19 protein-coding genes are annotated in these 24,440 nt (G+C 61.1%); 9 read left to right on the top strand and 10 right to left on the bottom strand.

Features of this window, described 5'->3' with window-relative positions:
- Positions 1–107 precede the first annotated feature (107 nt).
- Together asnS and coaE are read left to right on the top strand one after the other, a co-directional pair.
- Complete coding sequence (gene asnS / locus P8K07_07470) at positions 108–1,409, top strand: asparagine--tRNA ligase (GenBank protein ID MDG1958362.1); 1,302 nt, start codon at positions 108–110, stop codon at positions 1,407–1,409.
- A gap of 55 nt (positions 1,410–1,464) precedes the next feature.
- Positions 1,465–2,064: a dephospho-CoA kinase gene (gene coaE / locus P8K07_07475; protein MDG1958363.1), complete on the top strand. Its 600-nt coding sequence runs from the start codon at positions 1,465–1,467 to the stop codon at positions 2,062–2,064.
- Positions 2,065–2,075: 11 nt separating this feature from the next.
- Here coaE and P8K07_07480 read toward each other — a convergent pair whose 3' ends face one another.
- From P8K07_07480 to P8K07_07510, 7 genes are all read right to left on the bottom strand, one after another.
- Positions 2,076–3,344, bottom strand: coding sequence for a DUF1552 domain-containing protein (locus P8K07_07480; protein MDG1958364.1), 1,269 nt, complete (start codon positions 3,342–3,344; stop codon positions 2,076–2,078).
- On the bottom strand, positions 3,341–4,777 hold the full coding sequence (locus P8K07_07485; protein MDG1958365.1) for a DUF1592 domain-containing protein: 1,437 nt from the start codon (positions 4,775–4,777) through the stop codon (positions 3,341–3,343). Before P8K07_07485 ends, P8K07_07480 begins: the two co-directional genes overlap by 4 nt.
- Before the next feature lie 132 nt (positions 4,778–4,909).
- Positions 4,910–5,689 (bottom strand): DUF1587 domain-containing protein, encoded by a 780-nt coding sequence (locus tag P8K07_07490; GenBank protein MDG1958366.1) that lies wholly within the window; start codon positions 5,687–5,689, stop codon positions 4,910–4,912.
- A gap of 87 nt (positions 5,690–5,776) precedes the next feature.
- Positions 5,777–6,730: a DHHA1 domain-containing protein gene (locus tag P8K07_07495; GenBank protein MDG1958367.1), complete on the bottom strand. Its 954-nt coding sequence runs from the start codon at positions 6,728–6,730 to the stop codon at positions 5,777–5,779.
- A gap of 84 nt (positions 6,731–6,814) precedes the next feature.
- A complete protein-coding gene (locus P8K07_07500) occupies positions 6,815–7,546 on the bottom strand; it encodes a hypothetical protein (protein ID MDG1958368.1) in 732 nt (243 codons plus the stop codon).
- Entirely contained in the window at positions 7,543–9,135 is a 1,593-nt protein-coding gene (locus P8K07_07505; GenBank protein ID MDG1958369.1) for a methylmalonyl-CoA mutase family protein, read from the bottom strand. Before P8K07_07505 ends, P8K07_07500 begins: the two co-directional genes overlap by 4 nt.
- Positions 9,136–9,154: 19 nt before the next feature.
- Positions 9,155–9,925 (bottom strand): HEAT repeat domain-containing protein, encoded by a 771-nt coding sequence (locus P8K07_07510; protein MDG1958370.1) that lies wholly within the window; start codon positions 9,923–9,925, stop codon positions 9,155–9,157.
- Between the two features lie 112 nt (positions 9,926–10,037).
- Here P8K07_07510 and P8K07_07515 point away from each other — a divergent pair, with 112 nt between their 5' ends.
- The 6 genes from P8K07_07515 to P8K07_07540 all read left to right on the top strand — a co-directional run bounded on the left by P8K07_07515 (position 10,038) and on the right by P8K07_07540 (position 15,164).
- A complete protein-coding gene (locus P8K07_07515; GenBank protein ID MDG1958371.1) occupies positions 10,038–11,084 on the top strand; it encodes a TIGR03617 family F420-dependent LLM class oxidoreductase in 1,047 nt (348 codons plus the stop codon).
- 89 nt (positions 11,085–11,173) lie between these two features.
- Positions 11,174–11,923 carry a polyhydroxyalkanoate synthesis regulator DNA-binding domain-containing protein gene (locus P8K07_07520; GenBank protein MDG1958372.1) on the top strand — a complete coding sequence of 250 codons (750 nt, stop codon included), beginning with the start codon at positions 11,174–11,176 and terminating at the stop codon, positions 11,921–11,923.
- Between the two features lie 77 nt (positions 11,924–12,000).
- Entirely contained in the window at positions 12,001–12,348 is a 348-nt protein-coding gene (locus tag P8K07_07525; protein MDG1958373.1) for a hypothetical protein, read from the top strand.
- Positions 12,349–12,354: 6 nt separating this feature from the next.
- Positions 12,355–12,810, top strand: a complete 456-nt coding sequence (locus P8K07_07530) for a Fur family transcriptional regulator (GenBank protein ID MDG1958374.1) — start codon at positions 12,355–12,357, stop codon at positions 12,808–12,810.
- Between the two features lie 132 nt (positions 12,811–12,942).
- Positions 12,943–14,154, top strand: coding sequence for a DUF1343 domain-containing protein (locus P8K07_07535; GenBank protein ID MDG1958375.1), 1,212 nt, complete (start codon positions 12,943–12,945; stop codon positions 14,152–14,154).
- Complete coding sequence (locus P8K07_07540; protein ID MDG1958376.1) at positions 14,154–15,164, top strand: aldo/keto reductase; 1,011 nt, start codon at positions 14,154–14,156, stop codon at positions 15,162–15,164. Before P8K07_07535 ends, P8K07_07540 begins: the two co-directional genes overlap by 1 nt.
- Here P8K07_07540 and P8K07_07545 read toward each other — a convergent pair whose 3' ends face one another.
- Positions 15,165–15,881, bottom strand: a complete 717-nt coding sequence (locus P8K07_07545; protein ID MDG1958377.1) for an FMN-binding negative transcriptional regulator — start codon at positions 15,879–15,881, stop codon at positions 15,165–15,167.
- A 20-nt stretch (positions 15,882–15,901) separates the two neighbouring features.
- On the bottom strand, positions 15,902–21,118 hold the full coding sequence (locus P8K07_07550; GenBank protein MDG1958378.1) for a hypothetical protein: 5,217 nt from the start codon (positions 21,116–21,118) through the stop codon (positions 15,902–15,904).
- A gap of 211 nt (positions 21,119–21,329) precedes the next feature.
- On the opposite strand from P8K07_07550, the gene P8K07_07555 reads away from it, so the two are divergent.
- Positions 21,330–22,883 carry a sigma 54-interacting transcriptional regulator gene (locus P8K07_07555; GenBank protein MDG1958379.1) on the top strand — a complete coding sequence of 518 codons (1,554 nt, stop codon included), beginning with the start codon at positions 21,330–21,332 and terminating at the stop codon, positions 22,881–22,883.
- Here P8K07_07555 and lnt read toward each other — a convergent pair.
- A complete protein-coding gene (gene lnt / locus P8K07_07560) occupies positions 22,880–24,439 on the bottom strand; it encodes an apolipoprotein N-acyltransferase (GenBank protein MDG1958380.1) in 1,560 nt (519 codons plus the stop codon). The two genes, P8K07_07555 and lnt, sit on opposite strands and share 4 nt — an antisense overlap.
- Position 24,440 lies beyond the last annotated feature (1 nt).

Consider the following 24,440-nt stretch of genomic DNA (forward strand, 5'->3'; position numbering starts at 1 on the left):
AGATATCTTACCATCAGCCGTCAACCCGTCCAGCAGCAAACGTCCGAAAATTGATGCTCTGCGTTAAAACCAGCCGTGCGGTTGCCTGTTTGCCAGCGACCCTTTAAATGCCGCAAATGCATTGGACGCGAATCAGTGAGGTTGGCGCGCACTCCGGAACGCAAGTCCAGATCCGCGGCTGGGTGCGAGGAAAACGCTCCAGCGGGAAGTTGGTCTTTCTGCAGGTACGGGACGGTTCCGGGACCCTGCAATGCACGGTGTTCGGGCCTGATGTGAGCGACGAGTTGTTCGCGCAAGCGCGCGGTCTTGGGCAGGAGAGTTCGATTGTCGTCACTGGCGAGGTGAAGCCTGATGCTCGTGCGGCCGGGGGCTTCGAGCTTGCCGTGAGCGGCCTGGAGATCGTCGCGGCCGCTGCGGATTACCCAATTACCCCCAAGGACCATGGGGCATCCTTTCTGCATGATCGTCGGCACCTCTGGCTTCGCTCGAGTCGACAGCACGCGATTTTGCGGGTGCGAGCGAGCGTGATCTCGGCTTGCCGGCGTTATTTCGACAGCCGGGATTTCACTTTGGTGGATGCTCCGATCTTCACGCCATCGGCCTGTGAAGGAACGTCCAATCTGTTCGAGGTCGACTATTTTGGTTCTCCAGCCTACCTCACGCAGAGCGGACAGCTCTATATGGAGGCCGCCGCGATGGCACTGGGGCAGGTGTATTGTCTGGGCCCCACCTTTCGCGCGGAGAAGTCGAAAACCCGCCGACATTTGACCGAATTCTGGATGCTTGAGCCCGAGGTGGCCTATCTCGACCTGGCAGGCGACATGGATTTGGCGGAAGACTTTCTCGCCACGATCGTAGCCGAGGTTTTGGCCGAGCGCCGTCCGGAGCTGGAGTTGTTGGAGAGGGATCTCTCCAAACTCGAAGCCGTCCAAGCCCCTTTCCCTCGGCTGACTTACACGGAAGCTGTCGAGAGACTTCGGCAGCTGGGTCATGAAAAGGAGTGGGGCACCGATTTTGGTGCCGAGGAAGAGACTCTTCTGGCCAACGAATTTGACCGTCCGGTTCTCGTGCACCGCTATCCAGCGGATATCAAGGCTTTCTATATGAAGCCGGATCCGGAGGACTCGAACCTCGCGCTTTGCGTGGATGTTCTGGCGCCCGAGGGCTACGGCGAGATCATCGGGGGAGGGCAGCGCGAGGAGAATCTCGATGCGCTGGAAGCCCGGGTGTTGGAGCACGGGCTCGAGCCCAAAAATTTCGAGTGGTATCTCGACCTGCGACGTTATGGGTCGGTTCCCCACTCGGGGTTCGGCCTTGGCATCGAAAGGGCCGTCGCATGGATTTGCGGGATTCACCATGTTCGCGAGACCATTCCTTTCCCGAGGATGTTGGAGCGATTGACGCCATGAAAATCAGTCGATCGTATCCGTCGAATCTCCCATCGCGCGCGGACAGGAGTGCGTCATGCACGTAATTGGGTTGACCGGAGGAATCGGTGCAGGCAAAAGCCTTGTCGCCGAAATCCTGAAATCTCTCGGCGCGCGGGTGGTCGATGCTGACAAGGTTGGTCACGAAGTCTACGCGCCCGGGACCGAAGGTTTTCTTGCCGTAGTCGAGGCGTTCGGCACGGAAGTTGTCGATGCGAACGGGCAGATTGACCGCGCCCAACTTGGTGCGAAAGTTTTTGGGGATGCGTCGGAACTGGAAAAGTTGACCGCAATCGTTCACCCGCGGATTCGGCAGATGGTTGATGATCGGATCGCGGCCGCGCGCCGCGATCCGGAAGTGCCGGTGTTGGTGCTCGAAGCCGCCATCCTGCTTGATAGTGGCTGGGATGCGATTACAGACGAAGTATGGGTGGTGGTTTCTGATCCCGTCGAGATTCGTCGACGTCTTGCCGAGGCGAGGGGTTTGAGCGAAGCGGAAGTGGATGCGCGCGCGGCCAAGCAAATGTCAGATGAGGAGCGACGATCGCGAGCCGACGTCCTCGTGCACAACGATGGGACTTCGGACGAGCTACGCCTCGAAGTCGAGCGTCTATGGCGCGAGAGGGTCAATCCCTGATCGGGCAGCTCTCAGCCCCAGCGCAGAGCTCCCGTGCTTTGGCCAAACGATTCGGTATCGACCCCCATTGACTGCAGCAGGGTGAGGAAGAGGTTCGATAGCGGCTGGTTGCCGCCGCCTCCAACGTCGACGTGCGAGCCGTGGTCGAAGCCGCCACCGGCCACCATGATCGGCAAGTCATAAGCTATATGTGCATTGGCATTGCCGAGATTGCTGCCGAGCAGGATGCTCGTACTGTCGAGCAGAGAACTCCCGCCATCGACGCCGGCGTGGAGGGAGTCGAGCAGTTCTCCGAAGGCCACGAGAATGGCCTTCTCGACGAGGCGGAGTTGGTCGATCTTGCCCTCCTCCTGGCCGTGATGCGACAAGCTGTGTTGATCGTTGGTTGTTCCGGGCACCTCCAATACCGTGGAGTGGTCCTGCATCATCAAGCTGATCACCCGCGAGGAATCGGTAGCGAAAATCAGTGGGATCAAGTTGAAGAAGAGACGAATACGCCCGATGAGATCGCCCGCACCGGCGATGTCGGTGGGCTGCTCTGAGCCGACAACGGGTTTGGGTCGATTGACCCAAGCCTGCATCTCCGACAATTCACGCTCAGCGCCACGAACCGATTCGAAATATGAATGCAGCCGATGGCGGTCCTCTCCGCCGAGATCGGCGAGCAGAGCGGCACGCTGTCGGCGCAGATGGTCGAGGATACTCTTGCCCTCACGTAATCGTCCCATCTCTTGCGCGACTTCCTGAGGGCTTCCCTGCAGGAATAGGGATCGGAACAATGAGGAAGGACTGGTTTCGGCAGGGACCATTACGCCACTGGACAGGTAGGACTGGCTCTGAGCTTTCAGGCTGCCCAAACTCAGTGACGGGAATCGTGTCACGTATCCGAGATGGTTGGCCGTCACCTGATCCATCGAGATCGTGTTCGTAAAGCCGTCCATGCCGGGACGTCGCGCCCCGCTCAGGAAGGTAATCTCGGAGTTATGCGGCTGTCGGCCTTGCTGGTCTTCGTGGGAAAGCCCCGAGATCACGGTGTAACGTGATCGGTGCCTGTCGAGGAGTTGCAGGTATTCCGAGGGTTCATAGGCATCGCCCGTGGTCTCGGGTCGCCAGGAGGGTGCGTAGAAGCCGAGGGTGCCGCAGATATTCAGCATCCGCCGGACGGGCTCGGCTTGGGCTCGCCCAAGCACCGGCCGCATGGCTTCAAGAAGGGGCAGGGCCAGCGCGACCCCTCCCGCGCGCAGGACCGTCCGTCGTTGTATTCGTCGATTCCAGTTCATCGTTCCCGCCTTCCGAGAGGCTGGCGCGCAGCATCACTGCCGGGTTCGTCGCGAACATCCAGCCTTGAAGTTTTTTGGAAGAGCGAACTCGCAACAATTTCATGGATCATGCTGCGCACTCCGTATCCATCCGTGCTCAGTCGGTCGAGCATCACATCGATTTCATCGCGATCTTCAAACTCGGTCTCCGCTCCAGTCGCGAAGATAACGATCTGCTGGAACAGGTGGCGCGCGACCTGATCGATATTCTCCTCGAGAAGAATTTTCTTGTACTCGCGGATGCCGGCAAAAGACCTTCCGGTCGGGGTGGTTCCGCTGGGGTCGACAAGTCTGCGATTCGGATATTCGTCGCGGAAAGCGCCGACAGCATCAAACGACTCGAGGGCAAACCCCGGCGGATCAATCGAGCGATGGCATGCGTTGCAGGTCGGGTTGGTCCGGTGCAAGTCGAGTTGCTCCCGAATCGTGGAACTCCCACGGGTGTCGGGTTCAAGGCCGGGGACGCCTGCGGGCGGTGGTGGCATCGGTGTGCCAAGGAGGTGTTCGAGAATAAAGTTGCCACGCGGAATCGGTGAGGTCGAAGTCCCGTTCGCGGTGATTTTCAGAATGCTGGCCTGTGTGATCAGGCCTCCGCGTGGGCTGTCCTGTGGCAGCGCGATGCGCCGCATCTCCTGTCCGGAAACTCCCGGGATTCCATAAAGTTGCGCCAGCGGTCGGTTTACAAAGGTGAAATCACTGTCGATCAAATGGTCGACGCCCAGGTCCTCGGCAATCAGGGCGGCAAGAAAGAGGTTCGTCTCGGCTTCCATCGATTGACCAAGTTGTGAATTGTACGCTGGAAAAAGCGTCTGGTTGGGCGATGTTGCGCGGAACTCGTCGAGCCGCCAGGCCTGTCCGCTGAAGTCTTCCACGAACCGCGTGTTTTTCGGATCGTCGAGCATGCGATCGACTTGCAGGTCGAGGTGGTAGGAATCCTGAAGAAGGCCCTGTGATGCCAGGTTGATGAGTTCCTGATCGGGCGGGCCGCGCCACAGAAATGCGGCCAGCCGCTTGGCGAAATCGTAGTCTTTCGAAATGCCCTGCTGGTCGATCTGGTAGAGGAAATTCGGGGCTGTGAGGATCGCCAGAAGCGGTGTACGCAACGCCTCGACAAAGGGCTGACCTTCATCCAGAGCTGTCAGCCCAAGCCGTGCAATCCTGGCAATGGAACGCTCGCTGAGGGGGTGGCCGAACGCGCGTGGTGCAAAGTCTGCCACAATCTCGATGAGGTGCTCCTCGGGATTTTTACTGAGCAGGAGGGTTCCGGCTTCGTCCAATTCGATCCCCGGCAGCAGCCCCCGGAAGCTTGCCGGCGGCCACTCGTCGGTCAGTGGTCCCTCGATCACCATGGAGCGAAATGCGACTCCTTCGCCGGTATAATTTTGTGCCAGCATATTGGCTTCGAAATAGCGGTAGAAAGGATCGTCGGCGGGAACGTCGGCTTCAGCGATGCACGGTGCGACCAGATCTCCTGGTTGGAGGAAGACTTCGGTCGAGACGACCCGCGTCTCGTCGTCAATAAGATCTCAACTGCCAATCAGTTCATCCAGCGAGGCGACGATGCCCTGCGTTTTTCCCTTGAACAGAGTCATGACGACCAGCGAGTCGGCCTGGTGTCGGTATCCATCCAGCGTGACCTTGTAGCGCCCTTCTTGCAGGATGGGGACGTAGTGGCGCTCGGAGTCCATGGTGTAGGTGCAGACCGCACCATCGAATTGAACCGCGGCATCATCCAGCATCTTGACCACGCCCAGACCAAAGGTTTCCGACAGTGCGAAATAGGCCATCAAGCCTTGGCTATAGTCAATTTTTCTCTCCAGGCTTTTCGGTCGAGTGCCGAGGACCAGAGCCGTATCCAAAGCGCGGTTGGCGGCCTCGAGATAGCTGCGGATGTGCAAGGCCGAGATTCCCTGGCTCTCGGCGACGGTATCAAAGCCGCCGGCGTCTGCTTCGGGCGGTAGCGACTCACTGATCAAAATCGCCGCATCTTCGTCAATATGAAGAAGATCTCGGAGGGCGTAGGCGTATTCGAGTTGGGTCATCCGGCGCAGGGGTGGCCCGGATGACCGGGGTGCCTGCCCGCGGAGCTCAAAACCTCGACGTGACGTATTCGGAGTCTCGTCGGCCAGGATGCCCTCGAGAGCGTCTCCCCGCGCCGAGGCGAGGCTGGCGGTGACGGGGCAGAGAAGGACGAAGATCAGGGGCAGGATCAGGGGTACGAGGAGAGCGAAAGGATCATGGATAGGAATCCCGGCCGGCGCTGATTTTTGGTGGCCTCTGATCCGGTGGAGAAGTTCTCGAAGCATCCGGAACTCTCCAACTCGGAAGGCCCAGCGTCAAGTCAAAAGCTCCAGTTCCGCTGCCTTCTCAGGTGAATCAGTCTTGCCCCGTGTCTATTTGGTCCATTGTCCCATTCCTGATCGGTGGATGACCTCGCCAACGCTCTCGCCGAGAGCCTCCGGTAATCCGGGAATGGTCGCACCGGCCGCCGCGGGGTGCCCGCCACCGCCGCATGCTTCGGCGAGTTTGGAGAGATCAAAATCGAAATCGGGAGAACGGCGGAACGACATGGCACGGCTTCGCACATCGAAGAGTGCGAAAACGGTGCGTGGACTCGACTTGCCCCACTCGTCAGCGATTTCGCCGGCGTAACCGTCGCATAAGGCAGAGGTGAGCGTCATGCCCTCGAGTTTTCGGTCGATGCGCGTATCCGTGGCCAGGTTTCGGTTCCGCTTCAGCTCGCCAAGCACGCGCGTGCGGGCGGCTGCCATCGCGGGCGTGTCGGAGAGATCGTCATCCATGGCGACAAAGGCCTCGTAGCCCTCGCGGGCCGGCATGACGCGCAGGATCAGACCGAGATCGCGCGAGCCCTCCACCGCATGAATCCAGCGATCATTATCGTCGGCGGACTCGACCATCGGGGCAAAGGCCTTGAATCGGGGCGAGAGGTTGTCCCCTCCGAGACTGGCGAGGTGCTGGTACGTCAATTTCGCTGCAGAATACTCGTCGCGCACGATCTTGGTTGCGAAATCGAGCTGGTAGCCACCCGCAGCAAGCCGGTCCATCGCAGTTTTATGATGGTCGATCCAATGCACGATGACACCGGAAGCGATGAGTTGGCGCAGATGATCTTCTGTCGCCTCGTCGTTCCAGGAAATATCCGTGATCCAGAGTTCCTCGCCGGGGGCGGGATGGAGGCGTCGAATCGTGTCCCCGACGGTTTTATTGGAGGGGAAATGGGCGACAACCTTCTGCCCGTCGTGGAATCTCGCAATGCTGGCTGCTGCGGCCGCTCCGTCAAAACAATGAGGGCCATGGCTGACCACGTGGACTGTCTTTTCCTTCATGCGAAACACTCTACCACCTCGTCTCCGCCTGCCAAAGGTTGCAGAATTCCCCTCTCGCAAGGCCGCCCGAGCGGGGAGGCGAGCTTACTCGCCGCGCGAGAAGTGGCGCATTTTCTCCAGAGTGAAAGAAGTCGGCGGTCCGCCGGCCACGCGGGTTTCGCGCTGGACCAGTCCGACCCCGCGGACATACCACTCGCGGATGTCCTGAACGACGGGCGGTGTGCCGGCGCGGGTGAGGGTCTGTTTCGTCTCGACGAGCAAGACATCCGAGAAAGTGCCGGCGGGGACCTCGACAGTGGTCGTCCGGCCGACCCGACTCTCCCGTTCTCCCTCCACGGTGATCGTGGCATCGCCTTCCTGGGCGAGGATGCGGCTGCGCGATTTCCAGACATAGCCGGGCTTCAGAAACTTTTCGGAAGGGAGGCCGGGGATGACAGCGGTGACCCTGCCAGCGGCTCTGGATGCGCCGGATTTCCCCTCCGCCGCGCCACGCGTGGTCAGCGCAAGATTACCGTTCTCGCAGCGGACTTCAGTGATACCGGCCGCTCGCGCCCGGCTTTTTCGGGCCGCCTCACGGACGGTTTGGCGAAGCTCCGCGACTTCACCCGATGAGTTTTTTGTCACGGTCGCGACAACCACACTGCGGATAGCCCGAGCGCGACCGGCACCAGAGACCTCCTCGTATTCCCATCGCGCACCGTCGGGCGTCGGAAACCATGGATTACAAAATCCGGCCACCGTGGATGCCCCTGCGGTTGCTGTGAGCGCCAATGAAAATGCGAGGCCGAGAAGTCCGGAGATCGTCGCGATTTTCATAGGTGCCCCGGGTCTCGATATTCGCCAAAAACGTCGCGATAGATATCCGAGATTTCGCCAACCGAGCATCCCAGATCAACAGCCTTGATCAGATGAGGCATCAGGTTCTGGTCCCCTTCCGCAGCCTTTCGGATCGCATTCAGGGCGTTTTCGACAGACTTGGGGTCTCGCCCCGCCTTGAATTCCTGAACTCGTTTGATTTGTGTTTTCTCCAGCTCGGGCGGGATGCGCAGGATCTTCAGGTCCTGTGCGGTCTCGCTACGGAAACCGTTGACGCCGACGGTGATGCGTTCGCCACGATCTGTTTCGCATTGGGTTTGCCATGCGGATTCGGAGATCTCTGTTTGCGGGAAGCCTTCATCGATCGCAGCGATCATGCCCCCCCGTGCGTCGATCTCGTCGATCAAATCGCGAGCGGCTTTTTCGATGGCATCCGTGAGCGCCTCGACGGCATAGCTGCCGCCGAGCGGGTCCACGATGTTGGCCACTCCGCTTTCCTCGGCGATGATTTGCTGGGTGCGGAGGGCGAGTGTCACGGCGTCTTCGGTCGGGAGGGCGAATGTCTCGTCAAACGAGTTCGTATGCAGAGATTGCACGCCGCCGAGAACACCCGCCAGAGCTTGCAAGGTCACTCGAACGATATTGTTCAGCGGCTGTTGCGCGGTCAGGGAAACTCCGGCCGTCTGACCGTGCATTCGCAGCCGGCAGGCCTCTTCCTTTTTTGCTCCGTAGCGCTCGCGTACCAATTTGGCCCAGAGCCGTCTTGCTGCGCGGAGTTTTGCAATTTCCTCGAAAAAATCATTGTGGATATCAAAGAAAAACGAGAGCCGGTGGCCGAAGTCATCGATGCTCAGACGGCCCCGCGAGACCACTGCATCAATATAGGCCAAACCATCCGCAAGGGTGAACGCGACTTCCTGAATCGCCGTCGCTCCCGCCTCGCGAATATGGTAACCGCTAATGGATACCGCATGCCAACGCGGCATTTCTTCCGCACAGAACTCGATCATGTCAGCGACGACTCGAACTGACGGTTCGGGTGGAGAGATCCACTCCTTTTGCGCAATGAATTCCTTGAGCATGTCGTTCTGGATCGTGCCCGAAAGTTTCGCGCGAGGAATACCGCGTCGCTCGGCAAGGGCGATATACATCGCGAGCAGGATCGAAGCCGAGCAGTTGATCGTCATCGACGTCGAGACCTGATCAAGGGGAATGTCGCGGAACAAGATCTCGGCGTCCGCGATGGTCGAGATGGAGACGCCCTCGCGACCAACTTCGCCAAAGGCTCGGGGGTGGTCCGCGTCGTAGCCCATCAGCGTCGGCATATCGAAAGCCGTGGACAGACCGTCCTGCCCTTCTTCGAGGAGGAATTGGAAGCGTTCGTTGGTGTCCTCGGGCGAGCCGAACCCGGCGAATTGCCGCATGGTCCATCGGCGGCTGCGGTACATCGTCGCGTATGGACCCCGCAGAAAGGGATAGGTTCCGGGCGCACCCACGGTCTCGCGATCCGGGTCGGCTTCGTAGAGTGCCTGCAACGGCAACCCGGAAAGAGTTTTTTCAGGTCGGAGTTTGTTGTCCTCGGATGCCATATCGCCTGCTTCGGGGCGATCAGTAGGCGAGGGGATTGCCGACACTGGCCGAGGCCGGACGTTGGACTTCATTGGGGTCCGGACGGAGCGCCTCGATCACGATCTCCGGATTGATCTGGCGCTTTTTGATTTTGGCGATGGCATCGTTGGCGAGTCGTTTGAGGTCGGCATCGTCGTTCCCCTTGGCGACTTCTTCGAGGCGGTAGATCGAAGCGGGGTCACCGATCGCTCCGAGGGCGAAAATTCCGGTGCCGACAGTGCGTCGCTCCGATTCCCGGGTCAGAAGGTCACCGATAGGCCGGGCCGCGCGAGGGTCCCCGATTTTGCCGAGGGCGACCAAAACTCGCTGCTTTAGCCAGGGCTCGCTCTCTCGGAGATAGAGCATCTGGATCAATGAGGTCGTGGCGCCGCTGGCACGCATGGTTCCGAGAGAGTCAATCGCCTTGAGTTGCACACGGTTGTCTTCGTCCGAGCAGGCCTCGACGAGATACTCGACGGCTTTTTCGTCCTTGGATTGCGCCAGCTGCTTCACGGCAAAAAGACGGATAGTCGGGTCGCTGTCTCGTAGTTCCGCCGAGAAGTCCTCGGCATCTTCGCTGCCGCCTCCGCTGGCGGCCGGGGGCTGCGCATTGGGTTGCCCGCCCATTCCTCCGCCACCGCCGCCCATGCTCCCACCCATGCCACCGCCACCGCCTCCGCCCATCTGGGCGCTGGCATAGGCTGGCATCAGGAGAAGAAGCAGGCAGCTCAAAAGGCGAGCGCCACGGACAATCGGTTTGGGTCGAAGCACACACGAATTTACGACAGAAACCCGCGAATCGCGCAACAAGGGAGGCCGATTCGTGATTTTTCTTTGCGATTCCTCTCGAACTTCGTGTGATCAGGTGGCAAGAATCGCCGTCATGAGAATTGAAACCGGTGTACCCATCACGGATTGGCGCAAGGTTGGCCCAGCGGCTTCGGCTGCCGAGGCGAACGGCTTTGATGGGCTTCTGAGCTTCGAGATTACCAATGACCCGTTCGCTCCCTTGATTCCCGCTTGTCTGGCGACCGAAAAAATCCGCCTCGGGACGGCAATTGCAGTCTGTTTCCCCAGAAGCCCGATGGTGGTGGCCAACACGGCCTGGGATCTGCATGTCCACTCCGGGGGGCGCTTTACCCTGGGGCTAGGTACGCAGGTAAAAGGCCATAACGAACGGCGCTTCAGTGTTCCCTGGACCCCGCCTCTACCTCGATTGCGAGAATATATTCAGGCTTTGCGGGCCATCTGGCGCTGTTGGGAAAAGAAGGAAAAGCTCGATTTTCGAGGAGAGCACTATCAATTCACCTTGATGACCCCGGAGTTCGCGCCGCCCCCCGCGGGATTGCCTCCGATCCCGATCACGATCGCAGCGGTCCGCCCGGCCATGCTGCGGCTCGCAGGTCGTATGTGCGATGGCGTTCGCCTGCATGGCTTTGCCACCAAGCGATACGTGGATGAGGTCGCCATGCCCAAAATCACTGAAGGTTTGGCCGCGGCGGGACGCGACCGGTCCACCTTCGAGGTTTGGGGTGGCGGGTTTCTCGCGACGGGTAAGGACTCGGACGCCGTGGCGAAGGCTTGCGAAGCGATTCGCTACCGAATCGCCTTTTACGGCTCGACCCGCAGTTACCACCCGGTTCTGGAGATCCATGGCTGGGAGGATCTCGGAATGAAGCTGCATGCCATGTCGAAGGAAGGGCAATGGGATAAAATGGCTGCGGAGGTGCCTGATGAGGTTCTCGAAGCCTTCACGGTGATTGGGACCTATGGCGAATTGGCGCCCAAATTCGAGGCGCGTTACGGCGGGATTACCGACAGCACAACGATTGAATTCAAAGGGATTCCTGATGGAGAAGCGCAGGAAATCCTGCAGGACCTGAAGCGGGTCAATAGTCCCTTTACCGGCTTTGCGCTGGATTGGCCCTGAGGATTTGGCGGGTAGCCCCGCCGGATCCTCGAACGGAACGCTTTCAGGGTGAAGGGGCGTATGCCGGAGGCTGAAAAACCTCCGGCCGTGTGGGTCGTTTTGGTGGCGACGGCTGGGGCGGAGTGGTATCTCCGATCTTGATGCCCCGCGTCGTGAAAAGATATACGAACCGAAAACTCTATGACACAGCGACCAGTCGGTACGTTTCGCTGGATGACGTTGCGGTCTTCGTCCGTGCCGGAGAAGAGGTGCAAGTCCTCGATAACGTCTCCGGAGATGATCTGACCTCCGTGACTCTGGCCCAGATCATTCTGGAAGATGAACGTCGCAAGAAGAGCTTTGTATCAATCCCCCTTTTGGAGGATTTGGTGCGCGGCGGTGGCGACGCAATCGTGGATGCTACCCGTCAGGCAACCGAGGTCATCGATGATTTCCGCTCGAAAGCCGAGCAACGAGTGAATGACCTGGTTGCCGAAGGCGTATCGCGTCGGGATGCGTTTATGGGCGTGATCGACAGTTCTCGCACGCGGCTCGATAATCTGCAGAAGCAAATCGACGATGGCGTGCGCGATTCGATCGATCGCTTCCGCGACGCCACAGGCATCGGTGCGGAACTGGAGAAGCTTGAAGCCGGGCTTCGCGAAGTCGAAGGTCGGATTCGGAGTCTTCTTCTGCAGGAGGAAGCGGCCGAGCAGGCAAAGGAAGCGGCGGATTCCCGTCCGGAGAATGCAGCAGGCCCGGAAGAGGCTTCCCTGAAAGCCGAACCGGAGAATGCGGAAGCCGGGAAAGCCGATCCGGGGCATGCGGAGTCGGCGAGTACGGAGCCGCCAACAAACTGAACGAGTCATCTCCGAGGACGGAACGATCGCACACGCGGTCTTTACAGGGCCGGAGAGAATGATAGGCGCAAACGAGGATGGGCAAGAGACGCAAGGATTTACGGGGCAAGAAATCGGTCACGGCGGCCGGTTCGAAAAAAGCCAAGCCCTCGGCTCAGGATGAGAAACTGCAGATCCTGGTCGGAGAGCTGCGTGATGTTGCCGAGTCGATCGGGATTCGTGTCCGACGCGAGCGTTTGAAGCGCGAAGTCGGCTACTCGGTGCGCAGCGGTCTTTGCCGCGTGGAAGGCGAAGAGGTTCTCCTGCTCGAGAGTGATCTCTCTCCTGATATTCAGGTGGATTTACTGGTCGGCGTGCTTGCGGGCCGCGATCTGAGCCTTGTGGAGTTGACGCCGGATACCCGGCGGTTGCTTCAGGAAGTGTGATGCAAGATGGCTTCCGGGGAAGAAAGATTTGTCGCCTTTCGAGCAGCCTTGAAGCAAAAAGGGCTGAAAACGACCTCTCAGCGAGATGATATTGCCCGGACTTTTTTTGCCAGCAGCAAGCATTTGAGCATCGATGACCTTTATCGCGAGGTGAGGGATATCAATCCTGGCGTCGGCTACGCCACGGTCTACCGCACGATGAAGCTTCTCAAGGACTGTGAATTCGCCGAGGAGCAACACTTCGCCGATGGTCATACGCGCTACGAGAATGCCGATGTCGAGGAACATCATGACCATATTCTCTGCGATGATTGCGGGAAAATTGTCGAGTTTGCCGACGAGTCGATCGAGCGTCTGCAGGAAGAGATCGCCGCGCGCCTTGGATTTGTGCTCTCGCATCATCGGATGGAACTCTACGGCGTCTGCGAGCCCTGCCGCACGAAAAAACAAGAGGAAGCCTGAGATCCTTCTTGCGCGGCGCTCGCGGGCTTCCCGATCCGAAGCAATCGGTCGGGCGCCTTTTCTCGGCGGCGCACGGATGGCCTGGCGCTGGGTCCATTGCTCCGACGGCCTCCCCGTGAGAGGGTCCGCGCGATGAAACTGGGGATCGATCGCTTTCTCGACGACCCGAAATTGCGGAGCGCATGCAGGGGGCGTCGGGTCGCCTTGTTGGGGCACCCGGCTTCGGTCACATCGGATTTGACGCATTCGCTGGATGCCCTGGTTTCGTTGGAAGGGCTTCAGGTGACCGCCGCTTTGGGACCGCAGCACGGCATGCGCGGTGAGAAGCAGGACAATATGATCGAGACGGCGGATACGATTGATCCGCGGCTCGGTATTCCCGTGTTCAGCTTGTATGGTGAGACGCGGCGACCGACGCCCGAGATGTTGGCAAACTTCGATGTTCTGCTCGTGGATCTGCAGGATCTCGGCTGCCGCATCTATACCTTTGCGACCACGCTTCTCTATGTTCTGGAAGCGGCCGCAGGTGCCGGTCAGACCGTGATTGTTCTCGATCGCCCCAATCCGATCGGTCGCCCCGTGGGCGGACTTTCGCTGCAGCCCGGCCACGAGAGTTTTGTCGGTGCAGCGACCTTCCCGATGCGTCACGGGCTGACGCTTGGCGAACTGGCGCGCTGGTATGCGGAACATTTCTCTCTATCGACCGACCTGCATATCGTGGCGATGGAAGGGTGGGCTCCGCACGAGGGGCCGGGATACGGCTGGCCGGACAGCCAGTTGAGCTGGGTGAACCCGAGCCCCAACGCACCGAATGTTTCCATGGCGCGCTGTTACCCGGGCACCGTTCTGCTGGAAGGCACGACTCTATCGGAAGGGCGCGGCACCACCCGCCCGCTTGAAGGCCTGGGAGCGCCGGATCTGGATATTCCCGCCATTCTCGGCGAGATGGAGCGACTCGCGCCGCAGTGGCTGGCCGGTTGCCGGATTCGTCCGGCATTTTTTGAGCCGACGTTTCACAAATATGCGGGAGAACTCTGTGCCGCGATGCAGATTCACGTCGATGGTCCATTCTATGATCACCACAGGTTCTCCCCCTTCAAATTGATCGCGTTGGCTTTCAAATCGATTCGGAATCTCCACCCCGATTATGATCTCTGGCGTGATTTTCCCTACGAATACGTCACCGGTCGCCTCGCGATCGATGTGATCGCCGGCGGGCCGCGGCTGCGGGAATGGGTCGATGATCCCGCATCAGCGCCCGGTGATCTCGAGCAATGGATTACCGCGGATGCCGAGCGTTGGGCCGAGCAGAGCGCGGCCGCAAAGATCTACGAGGTTCCTTGATGAAGTATACGTATCTTGGTGAAACGGGCGTGCAGGTCTCCCGCATCTGTCTGGGGTGCATGAGTTATGGGGACCCGGCGTGGCGCCCCTGGGTTTTGGACGAGGAAGCCTCCGAGCCATTCTTTCGGCGTGCGGTCGAGGCGGGCATCAACTTCTTCGATACCGCCGATATGTACTCGATGGGTCGCAGTGAGGAAGTCACGGGGCGATGGCTCAAGAAATACGCTCGACGCGATGAGGTGGTCATCGCCACGAAAGTCTTCTTTCCCATGAACGACAAACCGAATATGGGAGGACTTTCGCGCAAGCATATCCAGCAAAGTTGCGAGGACAGCCTGCGACGGCTCGGTGTGGACGAGATCGATTTGCTGCAGATCCATCGACTCGATCCCCGCACCTCGATCAGCGAGACGATGCGCGCCCTGGACTCTCTCGTGCAACAAGGCAAGGTGCGCTACATCGGTGCGAGCTCGCTCTATGCCTGGGAGTTCATGAAGGCGCTCGCCTTCTCGGACGCCAACGGATTGGCCCGTTTCGTCACCATGCAGAATCACTATAATCTCGTCTACCGCGAGGAAGAACGCGAGATGCTGCCGCTTTGCGAGACCGAAGGCATTCGCTCGATCCCCTGGTCGCCGCTCGCGCGTGGCATGCTCGCTGGCACTCGTAAAAAATTAGGCGACGACTCGACCGTTCGATCGGCATCCGACGGTCTCGATCAGGTTCTCTATGACCAGCCCTCGGATTGGGATGTTGTCGAAGCCGTCTGCGCTCTGGCCGCAGAGCGCGGCGTGAAGCCCGCCCAGATCGCGCACGCCTGGCTGCTGGGCAATCCCGTCGTCGCGGCCCCGATCGTGGGGGCGACACGGATGGAACACCTCGAGGATGCCGTGGCCGCGGTCGAAATCGAGCTATCCCAAGAAGAGCGCCGCCTTCTCGAGGCCCCCTACCTCGCGCATCCGGTCAAAGGCATGGCACCGCCCGCCCCACACAGGTTCGGGCGCCGCTAGTCAGCTCCTTCGTGGGCGACCGGGCTGGGAGGGGGCTGTTCTTTCGGGCATCGCTGCGGCAAGAGATCGGGCCTGTCCATCCGATGAGTTTGCGAAGTTCTTCCGGAGCCGGTTGTAGTCGTCGTCGGATCGATTTTGCGAGAGTTTTTCCTTGCCCGACCATCGACGGACTTCCAGATCGATACCGACGATCGAGGACAGCAGGTTTTCCATCGCTGGCTCGGACCAATCCGGTCGCCAGGCATCGATGCTATCGCCTTCCAGCAGCTGAGTGGTTCTATCGAGGATCTCGCGGAGCTGGTCGTGGTCGTGGATCACCGAGAGGGCGCCCTCGGCCAGAACGGCCTGATAGTTCCAGGTCGGGACCAACCCCGTTGAAAGGTAGTTGTTCGGCGATACGTAGGCGTGCGGGCCCAGAAAGAAAACGCTCGCCTCAATGCCTGTTGCCAGCGACCGTGCCAGAGGGCTGGCCCGCGCGATATGCCCGAGCAGATGCGCCGGGCTCGGACTTCCTTTCTGGAGGATAAACGGGGCCAAGCCGATCTCGATCCCGTTTTCGGGAAAACCAGAGCCCGTATTGCGGTCGAGCCCCGCGGCCGTTTTGTCGGCAGAAGATTTTCCGTCGCCGCGCGCAATCAACAACTGGCCGAACGGATTCTGTGTCAGGAATCCGGGGATTGCCGACTCCTCCATCTGAAAGCTTCGCGGCGTGTACATCTGTCAGGACGTGCCTCTCGCTAGAAGATGCACTCGCAGCCCGATGCGCTCGAGCAGGTGCCACCACAGATCGAACATGCTTCTCCGGTGCGGCACGTGGTCTCGCAGACACCCGCGGTGCAGGTGTCATTGGTGCACGCTTCTCCGTCGCAGCTGGCAGGACCGTCGGCTTTGTAGGAACAATCAGTGTCGCAGCAGGTGGCCCCGTCGCCATTGGCGGCGCCATCGTCACATTGCTCTCCTGACTCGATCGTCCCGTTGCCGCAGACAGGCGAAGGCGTTGGCGATGGCGTCGGTGTGGGGGTGGGTTGCGGGGTGGGGCAGGGGTCGTCGTCACAGCGGTTCGGAATGCAGTCGCCATCGCAATCCCCGGATTCCTGCCAGGGATCGAATAGATCGGGGCAGTTGTCGGTGTCGTCGGGCACCCCATCTCCATCGCGGTCTTGTATTTGCGGTCGCACCGCGGTGACGCTTGTGCCTTCACGACAGAACTGAATCCCCGAGCAATCGTCGCTACCGGCGCATAATACGGTCGGGGCACTCACACAGGCGCCGGCAATGCAGGTCGTGCCTGTTGCGCATTCTGCATCCTCGCTGCAGGATTTCAGCGATGGTCCGCAGATGCCGGAACCGGCAACGGCGATGCCGCTGCTGTCGACCTCGATACCGAAGCATGCTTCGGTGCCCGCGCAGTCGCCGTCGTCATCGCAGGTGGTGGTGCTCGTCGTGCAGATGCCGGATTGGCAGGTCGCGGGGGCTACGGCCGTGCAGTCGCCGTTGTCGGTGCAAGGCACAGTCAGCGGGGCGCAGACCCCGGTTTCGCAAACGGTCTCGGCCGGGCATCGATCGGATTGACCGGGTTCGTTCGGGTCGGGAGGGACGCAGCCGGCGGGAACCCGCAGCACACACGTTGCTGTGGCGACGTCGCAGATGGATCTGGGCCCCAGCGCGTCGCACTCGTTGCCGTCCTCGGTGCAGACAACCGGCGACTCGGTGTTGTCGAGGATCACGCAACGGCCGGCGGAAATGGATCGCACGAAGCTCTCGTCGATTTCCACCAGAGGATCCACCAGCGCGTTGCCGGTGGAGGTGCCCAACCTTGCCGGCTCGGCATTGATAAGAGAACCGCCACCGCCGCCTTCGAGTGCAGCACAGAGATCCAGAACCTGAACGACGAGGCCGTTATCCCGACAATCTCCGTCGATGTCGGTGCCACCGTTGGTTCCCGCGCCCGCTTCATCGGTCTCCAGAGTGATGAAGCGGACCGAGGTTCCCTCGACCCGATGGGGGAAGCGCGGGTCGCACGCGGCCTCGGGGCACGGGCGGGCGGATTGGCCCGAGGATATCAGTGCTCCGGATTCGAGATCCCAGACCACCAGAACCTCGTCGCTCTGGTCCCCGTCGCTATTGAGGTCATTGCCGGACTCGGGCACGCGGAAGGCCAGCGGTTGCACCCATGCGCCGTTCGGACAGATACTGCGTTCGCCGAGCACGAGATCGGTTCCGGCGAAGCCCTCCATGTTCACTGTGACGCCGGGGCTGCCTGCTCCAAAGTTGGCGGACGCAACCACGTTGGTTCCGCCGACCCGAGAAGTGAACCCGGCTAAATTACCTGCAACCGCCACTTCGATCGTATCGCGTCGGGAGTTCCACCAGCCACCACTTCCGTCGGATGCGCGAAGCATGAGGACCTGGCTCTCCAGCAGGTCGTCGCCATCATGGTCGGTGCCATCGCCCTGTTCGGAAACCAGCGCGGCGACCATCGAGTCTGTCGCCACAATGCGTGTCGCGGCCACGCCAAGGTTTTGCGGACCTCCGACCGCGCTCCAGAGATAGGCGACCTCGTCGTCGGTGTCGCCGTCGGTGTTCAGATCCCCAACTCCCGGGCATATGCCGGCGAGACCGGTGTTCTCTGGCCGCAGGAAAGCGGCTCCCCCGGTAAAGGGTGCGACGGCGGTAGCCACGCAGATGGGGGTGACTTCGGGAATGAGCGCACCGAAATCGACCACTTCCAGAATCGTGCCGGAAGTGTCGTCGCCGTCGATGTCGTAGATCGGGTCAAAGGCGCCTGTTCCGCGCAGCGACAGATCCGCATGCTTCGGGTACAACAGCGTGCGGCCATCCGCGGTCAGCGCCGGGCGACCACCCGGGTCGGTGATTGCATAGGTAGCCCACGCGATCGAGCGGGTTTGTCCGGTTTCCAGATCGTGGCGGATCCATTCTCCGAACCCGCCGGTATCGTTTAGGGCTCGGTCCGGCGGCAGAATCCCGGACTCTAAGGTGCCAAAGACGACCATGCGCCCGTCTGCGGAGATCACCGGATTCAGAGTCGGTGGGGGCATCGGGATAGCGGTGGCATCGATCACGCTGGCGCGCTGTGTGGTTCCGGTTTGCGTGTCGGTGACAAAGACGCCGGGGACGCCAGCCGAATCCATGTTGGATGCCTCGATCTGAAACGCGACTCGCTGACCGTCAGCCGAAATCGAGACACTGGAGGCGGGACCATTGCCGGCTTCCCCCTCGGCGTTGTTGGTGGCCGTCATGGTTGTATTCGTCGCGATGTCATGGACGCGTACGCGATCCCAGAAGATACCCTCCCCGGGTCTGGCTTCTTCGACCAGCGCAACGAATTGTCCGTTCCCGGAAATCGCGACCTCTTTCATGACCGCTGTCAGGCCGAGGCCGAGAGAGTCGCTCTGCCAATGGGTTTGGTTGAGGGTGCGGTCGTGCACGATGGCTCGCGATCCGTTGAGGTAGGCGACGTAGCGGCCATCATCCGAGAGTTTCGGGGCGCGGCCGGCATCGATGAACTCGAGTCGGTCGGCCGTGGTATGCACAAAAATGCGCGAGGTGTTTGTGGTTGCACCTGGCAGCAATTCGGTCGAACCCGAAGCAAACGCACGCACGGAACCGTCCTTGTTCAGGGCCGGGCTTTCGGCGTCGTCGTCCGCCGGGTCTCCGGAGCCAGCGTAGCTCAGGATCTCCAGAAATCCTGTCAGTCCCTGGCGAAAGATCACGTGGGTGAAGTCCTCGTAAGGAGATCCGACGCCGGATGGATGGGAGGAAATCCATGCAAACGAGGTCCCGTCGCCCGAGATCGCTGCGTCTCGAGGCGTTCCAAAAAATGGAGGCAGTTGCGGCGCAGGGGGGGGCGGGACGGCGTTGGCGGTATCTTTGGCAAATCCCGCACTACCCGATTCAATGGTGCGGAAGAAAAGCAGGTCCCCGCGAAAGGCAATGCTCTGTCCATCGATCACGGGAGCTGGGTCCACGGCGCGGGACGACAGACCAGCGATCGAGACGGCGCCACCCTCGGCGGTGTTGCCGATCTCAAAGACGCGGAGGACCGAGTCCATGCCGTCCAGATCACCATTCAGATCGCAATATTGTTCGGAAGGAAATCCGCTGCCGGCGGCGTCGGTCTTCTCCTCGTCCTGCAGAAAGGCCATTCGGTCGCCGTCGAGAGCGACCGCCGGGCTGCGGTAGCCGCCGCGGCGCACCATGGTGACCGCGCGTCCTTCGGCGGTCGCGTCAAATTCACCATCATCGCTGCAGGTCGCCGAGACGCCGAGTTGCTGGCCCAGACCGGTGCCTCGATCGCGAAAGACGATAATCGGGTCGATGGTATCGCCGTCGCCATTGAGGTCGACCAGGTTGACTCCTTCGCGGACGATAAATGTACGTGCCGAATCACTTTCGAGGGCGCCGGCAAAGTCGACCAGATCGTTGGCCTCCATCGCCCAGCGCACACACAGGTCCTCACCGATGCCAGCGGGGCAGTCGGCGGTCTCATCGCAGCCGACCTCATCGATCTCGGCCTGACAAAACCCTGCGGCAGAGTTCGCCGCGCGGGAGGTACGTCGGCGCATGGATCCACCCGAGGAGCCGACTTCCCGCTGCAGGCCGACCACACCGGCGGCCACGGCGAGCACCGGGTCGTAATTGGACCCACACACGTCGCCTGGGGCGATACAATCCGCATCCTCCGTGCAGGTGGTGGCGGGGTCGTCCACGCAGCTCTTCATGCAAGTACCCGCGGGACAGTCCGCCGCGCTGCCACCGAATTCGCAGAGTTCGCCGGCATTTTCGCCGCCATCGCAGGTGCCGTGTCTTCGTGCGAGCCGCAGCACCGAGGCTGTGGCGTCGGTTGTGCCAAAGAGTTCGAATACATCCCCGGCCGAGTCGGCAATCGCTGGCTCGAATACGGGTGGCAGTTCGCGCCCCGAGGGCGTCCAGGAGCTGACGAAGACGTCGCTTGCGAGATTGATCGGGAAGGGGGCCCGGACCCGGCCGCTGATCAGGCGCGGGATGGGCAGCGATGAAGTTTGCTGCAGCACGCCGGTCCAGTCGACGGGCAACAGCAAGTTGCCATTTTCGTCGGCCGCCATTCGAATCTCTGTTTCGATCGGATCGCAGACCTCGCCGCTGAAGCATGACTCTCGGAAGTCCAGAGCTTCCGGCAAGGCGACAAAGGTGGGGAAGATGGCATATTCTGCCGGAGACGCCGCGCAGGCACTCTCTGCCGGATCAATCAATCGGTCGATACAGACAATCGGTGGCTCGCTGCCGTCAGCGATTTCTTTACAGATCGAATGATAACTCACGCTTGGGGCATCCCCCAACGAGCATTCCACACCATCGGTGCCAGTCGTCAGATCCCGGACGGCGATTCGTGCGGGGCCTACCGGATTGGGTAGCTCATTTTCTTCGGGCCATTGGACGAGCAGGGCCCGGTTGCTGCCGTCGCCGGCGGCACTAATCGACAGGGCCAGCGAATCGCCACTGCCCCTCTCGATACAGGTGACGGTCTTTCCGCTGCAGACCGAGAGTTTGCTGGAGGGGCAGGATGCCTGAATCGTGACAAGTTCGGTTGTCGAGGTGCTCGGATAGGCGGTGATCGCCAGCGTGACCACATGATCTCCCCCGGTGGCGTTTTCGGCAAAGTCGCCGCCTTGGGTGGTGCAGACCGGCGGCGTGAGCTCCACGATCTCGCCGGGCGCGGCGAAGGGCTGGTTGGCGCTGCCTTCCGCGCCACCGAACAGCATTTGAACCCCCGGGATCACCTCGCAAGCAGCATCGGCAGCTCGCGGATTGAAAAGGCTGCCCGCAGCGATGCTGATCATGAGAACCATCCAGCCCCTACGACTTCGCAAGCGGCTACCGTTTTGCGTGGCGGGTGACTGTCGTTGTTCGATCTGGATCATTTTTACGAGAATTCCCTTGGGGTTGCGGTTCATGGACTCATTTAGTGATCTGGCACCGGCACGGGTGCTCGCCGCGAACGTGTGGTGCCCTATGGCAGACTACCTTGAGTCTGAGCCCGGGCGCTAGGAAAGTTTACCCTTCCTGATTCCACGGGTGGCCCTGAAAAAGTCCTGTTTTCAGAGGTTTGGATCTGTGGGTCCTCGTGGTAGGTCAGAGCGGGTCGCCGGAGGTCACCCGAGAACGATGAGTCGCAATCCCGATCGCTACCGCATCCTGTACGAGCTTGGTCTGGCGTTCAGTTCCCGTATGGATCTGCACGAGTTGAGCAAGGTGATTATCGAGCGTTGCCGGGAGGTTTTTGACGCCGAGGGGGCCTCGCTTCTATTGCATGATGCCGACGCGAACGAGCTGTATTTTCCGTATGTCGCCTCCGATAATCCTGAGGTTGTCGAGCGCCTTTCGGCATTGCGACTCGATGACGGCGTGGGTGTGGCCGGGGCGATCTTGCGTGAGGGCAAGGCGATCCGGGTGGATGATGCCACCTCGAATCCGGATGTCGTGCGGCCCGCCGAGGTGATCGCAGGTCAGGTAACCGAGAGTTTGATCGGGGCTCCCTTGACCAGTCGCGACTGGACCATCGGGGTGATCGAGATCGTCAATCATCGCGATGGCCGGCCGTTTTCCGATGAGGATCTGGAATTGCTGGAGGCTCTGGCGGGCATCATCAGCGTGGCGATCGAAAATACGTACCTGACCGAGGAATTGCAGCAGGACCGCGATCGTCTGGCCAACGAATTGGCGTCCGAAAAACGGATTCGTGCTCACGAGTCCGGCGGGTTTGGGGCGCTTTTGGGGGAAAGCAAGGCGATGAAGGAGACCTTCGCCCTGCTGGGGAGTGCTGCCGATGTTCCCATCTCGGTGCTGATCTACGGAGAAACGGGAACCGGCAAGGAGCTGGCCGCGCGCGGCCTGCACGACGTCGGCCCGCGGTCGAGCAAGCCCTTTATTGCAATCAATACCGCGGCACTCCCCGAGAACCTGCTGGAGAGCGAACTCTTCGGTCACAAGAAGGGGGCGTTTACCGGAGCGATACGTGACCGAGTCGGCGCCTTTGAGGCGGCTGACGGCGGAACGCTCTTTCTTGACGAAGTCGGCGAGATGCCGGCCGAAATGCAGGCCAAATTGCTACGCGTCCTGCAGGAAGGCGAGGTCGTGCCGGTGGGGGACCATCGCCCTCGCCGGATCAATACGCGCATCGTATCGGCGACCAACCGAAATCTGGAAGACGAGATTCGGGAAGGCCGATTTCGGGAGGATCTCTACTACCGGCTGGCGACATTCCCGGTGGCTCTTCCTTCGCTGCGCGAGCGCAAGGACGATATCGGTGGGCTCGCCCATCATTTGTTGGTGCGTATCGGGGAGCGCTATGGCCGCACGCCACCGAGCCTGGCCGAAGACGGGTTGCAGTTGCTCGAGGGCTATAACTGGCCGGGCAATGTCCGCGAATTGGAAAACGAGCTGGAGCGGGCCTTCGCCTTGGTGGGGGCTGCGGGCCGGATCGGCGCGGAACATTTCTCGAACCGTTTGCGAGCCGCTGGCAGCGGAACCGGGGCAACCGTCCATACGCCTTTGACGACAACGGATTTGCGCAAGGCGCGTGCGCAATTCGAAGCCGATTTCATTCACGGGGTGCTCGAGGAAAACGACGGGAACATCACCCATACTGCGGAAGCTCTGGGGCTCTCGCGGGTCGGCCTGCAAAAGAAGATCAAGGAATTGGGAGTCAGCGGCAGCTAGCGGTAGGGGTTCGAGCGTTCGACCGTGGGGAAAGGGCGCCGCCAAAGTGCCAGCAGGACGACCAGCAAGCTGCCGGCCCCAAATAGATCTCCCCATCGCGAGTAGAATGTTTTCTCCCGAACTTCGGGGACTGCGGCACCTGCCCACCCGGGCTCTCCGATGGGCACCTGCGCCACGATCTGACCGGATGGGTCGATGATGGCTGACGGCCCGGAGGAAGAAGCGCGTACCAGCCATCGGCCGTGCTCGATCGCTCGCATGCGTGCGATCTGGAAAAGTCCCAGGGGACATCCGCTGTGAGGAAACCAGGCGTCGTTCGCCGGGTTGAGCAGCAATCCTGCACCGTTGTTTATATGTGCGCGCAGGATCCCCGGCACCATGATTTCGTTACAAATGGCCGGGCCCATCTGGCCCGCGGTGGTCGGTAGCAAGCCGTTTTTGATCCCTGTTGCATACGTCTGCGGGGCCGCACCAAGGTCGCGGCGAAGCAGGGCGCTGGAGTTGACCGGGAACCATTCCCCCAGCGGCAATAGCACCTGTTTGTCATAGGTGGCAGCGGGCCATTGTCCCGGGCCGAGCAGGAAGAGGCTGTTGGCCACCCCGCCGGAATCCAGCAGGCGGGGTCCACCGGCGACCAGCTCGGCACCGGCCAGCGGTGCGCGGAGCTGAAGATCGTTGCGCCACGGTCCATCCTGTTCGAGAAAGAAACCGAGTGAGGATTCCGGCCAGACGACCACATCCGGCTGGCTCTCCTCGACAGCGATTGCAGTCAGGTCCAGGTGGTTCTGAAGCCGTCGCCGGTGGTCGTCGGGGGCTCTCGCACGATCCGGCGGCAATGCGGGTTGCACGATCGCGATGGTGCGCGGCGCCGCCTCTGGTTTGGCCGGGCGCGAGCCTCTCCCAAGGGCAAAGGCCACCAGGAAGGTCGCCGCAATGGCGGCGATGATCGCAGCGGGTCTGCGGGTCGTTCGACTTGCCTTGCTTTCCGGTGCGGGGAAGTTGCGGTGCAACCCCGCGCTCGACAGGGCGTCTCCGACCAGCAGGACTAGCGCCGTGTTGGTGGCCGCCACCAAAAAGGAGAGTCCGTAGACGCCGGTTACGCGTGCCATGCCGGCGAGTTCGCTCATGTCCACCGTCGCCAGACCCGCGATCGCCCAGGGGTTTCCGGGAGGCAGCTCCACACGCGCCCATTCGGCCGCAGCCCACGCGGCCCCGGCCAGAATGGGCAGCCCCGCTCTATAGCGAACCGCCAGCGCGCGGAAGACCACGGCAAACAGGGCGTATTGCGGAACGGCGGTGAGCAACCCTGCACCCGCGAGAAGAAGCCACCCGGCAAGAAGGGATTGCTCGTGAAAGATCTCGACGGCAGGCGGCAGGCAGCGGCCGACAAAAAGGGTCATCACCAGAGCCCAAACGGCTCCGATTGCGCCGGCCTGCCGGGCCGTTCGGCATCGGCCGAGCACGGCCAGAAGCGGTGCCAGCCCGATCCAGATCAGAAACGGAAACGAAGTGGGGGGAAAGGCGGCGGCATAGAGGAGGGCAGAAAGGGCAACCATG

It is taken from the genome of Candidatus Binatia bacterium (assembly GCA_029248525.1).
GTDB lineage: Bacteria > Desulfobacterota > Binatia > UBA12015 > UBA12015 > UBA12015.

Coding starts and splice junctions, on each gene's coding strand:
- asnS (MDG1958362.1), top strand. CDS start 108: ATGCCGCAAATGCATTGGACGCGAATCAGTGAGGTTGGCGCGCACTCC.
- coaE (MDG1958363.1), top strand. CDS start 1,465: ATGCACGTAATTGGGTTGACCGGAGGAATCGGTGCAGGCAAAAGCCTT.
- P8K07_07480 (MDG1958364.1), bottom strand. CDS start 3,344: ATGAACTGGAATCGACGAATACAACGACGGACGGTCCTGCGCGCGGGA.
- P8K07_07485 (MDG1958365.1), bottom strand. CDS start 4,777: ATGCTGGCACAAAATTATACCGGCGAAGGAGTCGCATTTCGCTCCATG.
- P8K07_07490 (MDG1958366.1), bottom strand. CDS start 5,689: ATGCTTCGAGAACTTCTCCACCGGATCAGAGGCCACCAAAAATCAGCG.
- P8K07_07495 (MDG1958367.1), bottom strand. CDS start 6,730: ATGAAGGAAAAGACAGTCCACGTGGTCAGCCATGGCCCTCATTGTTTT.
- P8K07_07500 (MDG1958368.1), bottom strand. CDS start 7,546: ATGAAAATCGCGACGATCTCCGGACTTCTCGGCCTCGCATTTTCATTG.
- P8K07_07505 (MDG1958369.1), bottom strand. CDS start 9,135: ATGGCATCCGAGGACAACAAACTCCGACCTGAAAAAACTCTTTCCGGG.
- P8K07_07515 (MDG1958371.1), top strand. CDS start 10,038: ATGAGAATTGAAACCGGTGTACCCATCACGGATTGGCGCAAGGTTGGC.
- P8K07_07525 (MDG1958373.1), top strand. CDS start 12,001: ATGGGCAAGAGACGCAAGGATTTACGGGGCAAGAAATCGGTCACGGCG.
- P8K07_07530 (MDG1958374.1), top strand. CDS start 12,355: ATGGCTTCCGGGGAAGAAAGATTTGTCGCCTTTCGAGCAGCCTTGAAG.
- P8K07_07535 (MDG1958375.1), top strand. CDS start 12,943: ATGAAACTGGGGATCGATCGCTTTCTCGACGACCCGAAATTGCGGAGC.
- P8K07_07540 (MDG1958376.1), top strand. CDS start 14,154: ATGAAGTATACGTATCTTGGTGAAACGGGCGTGCAGGTCTCCCGCATC.
- P8K07_07545 (MDG1958377.1), bottom strand. CDS start 15,881: ATGTACACGCCGCGAAGCTTTCAGATGGAGGAGTCGGCAATCCCCGGA.
- P8K07_07550 (MDG1958378.1), bottom strand. CDS start 21,118: ATGAACCGCAACCCCAAGGGAATTCTCGTAAAAATGATCCAGATCGAA.
- P8K07_07555 (MDG1958379.1), top strand. CDS start 21,330: ATGAGTCGCAATCCCGATCGCTACCGCATCCTGTACGAGCTTGGTCTG.
- lnt (MDG1958380.1), bottom strand. CDS start 24,439: ATGGTTGCCCTTTCTGCCCTCCTCTATGCCGCCGCCTTTCCCCCCACT.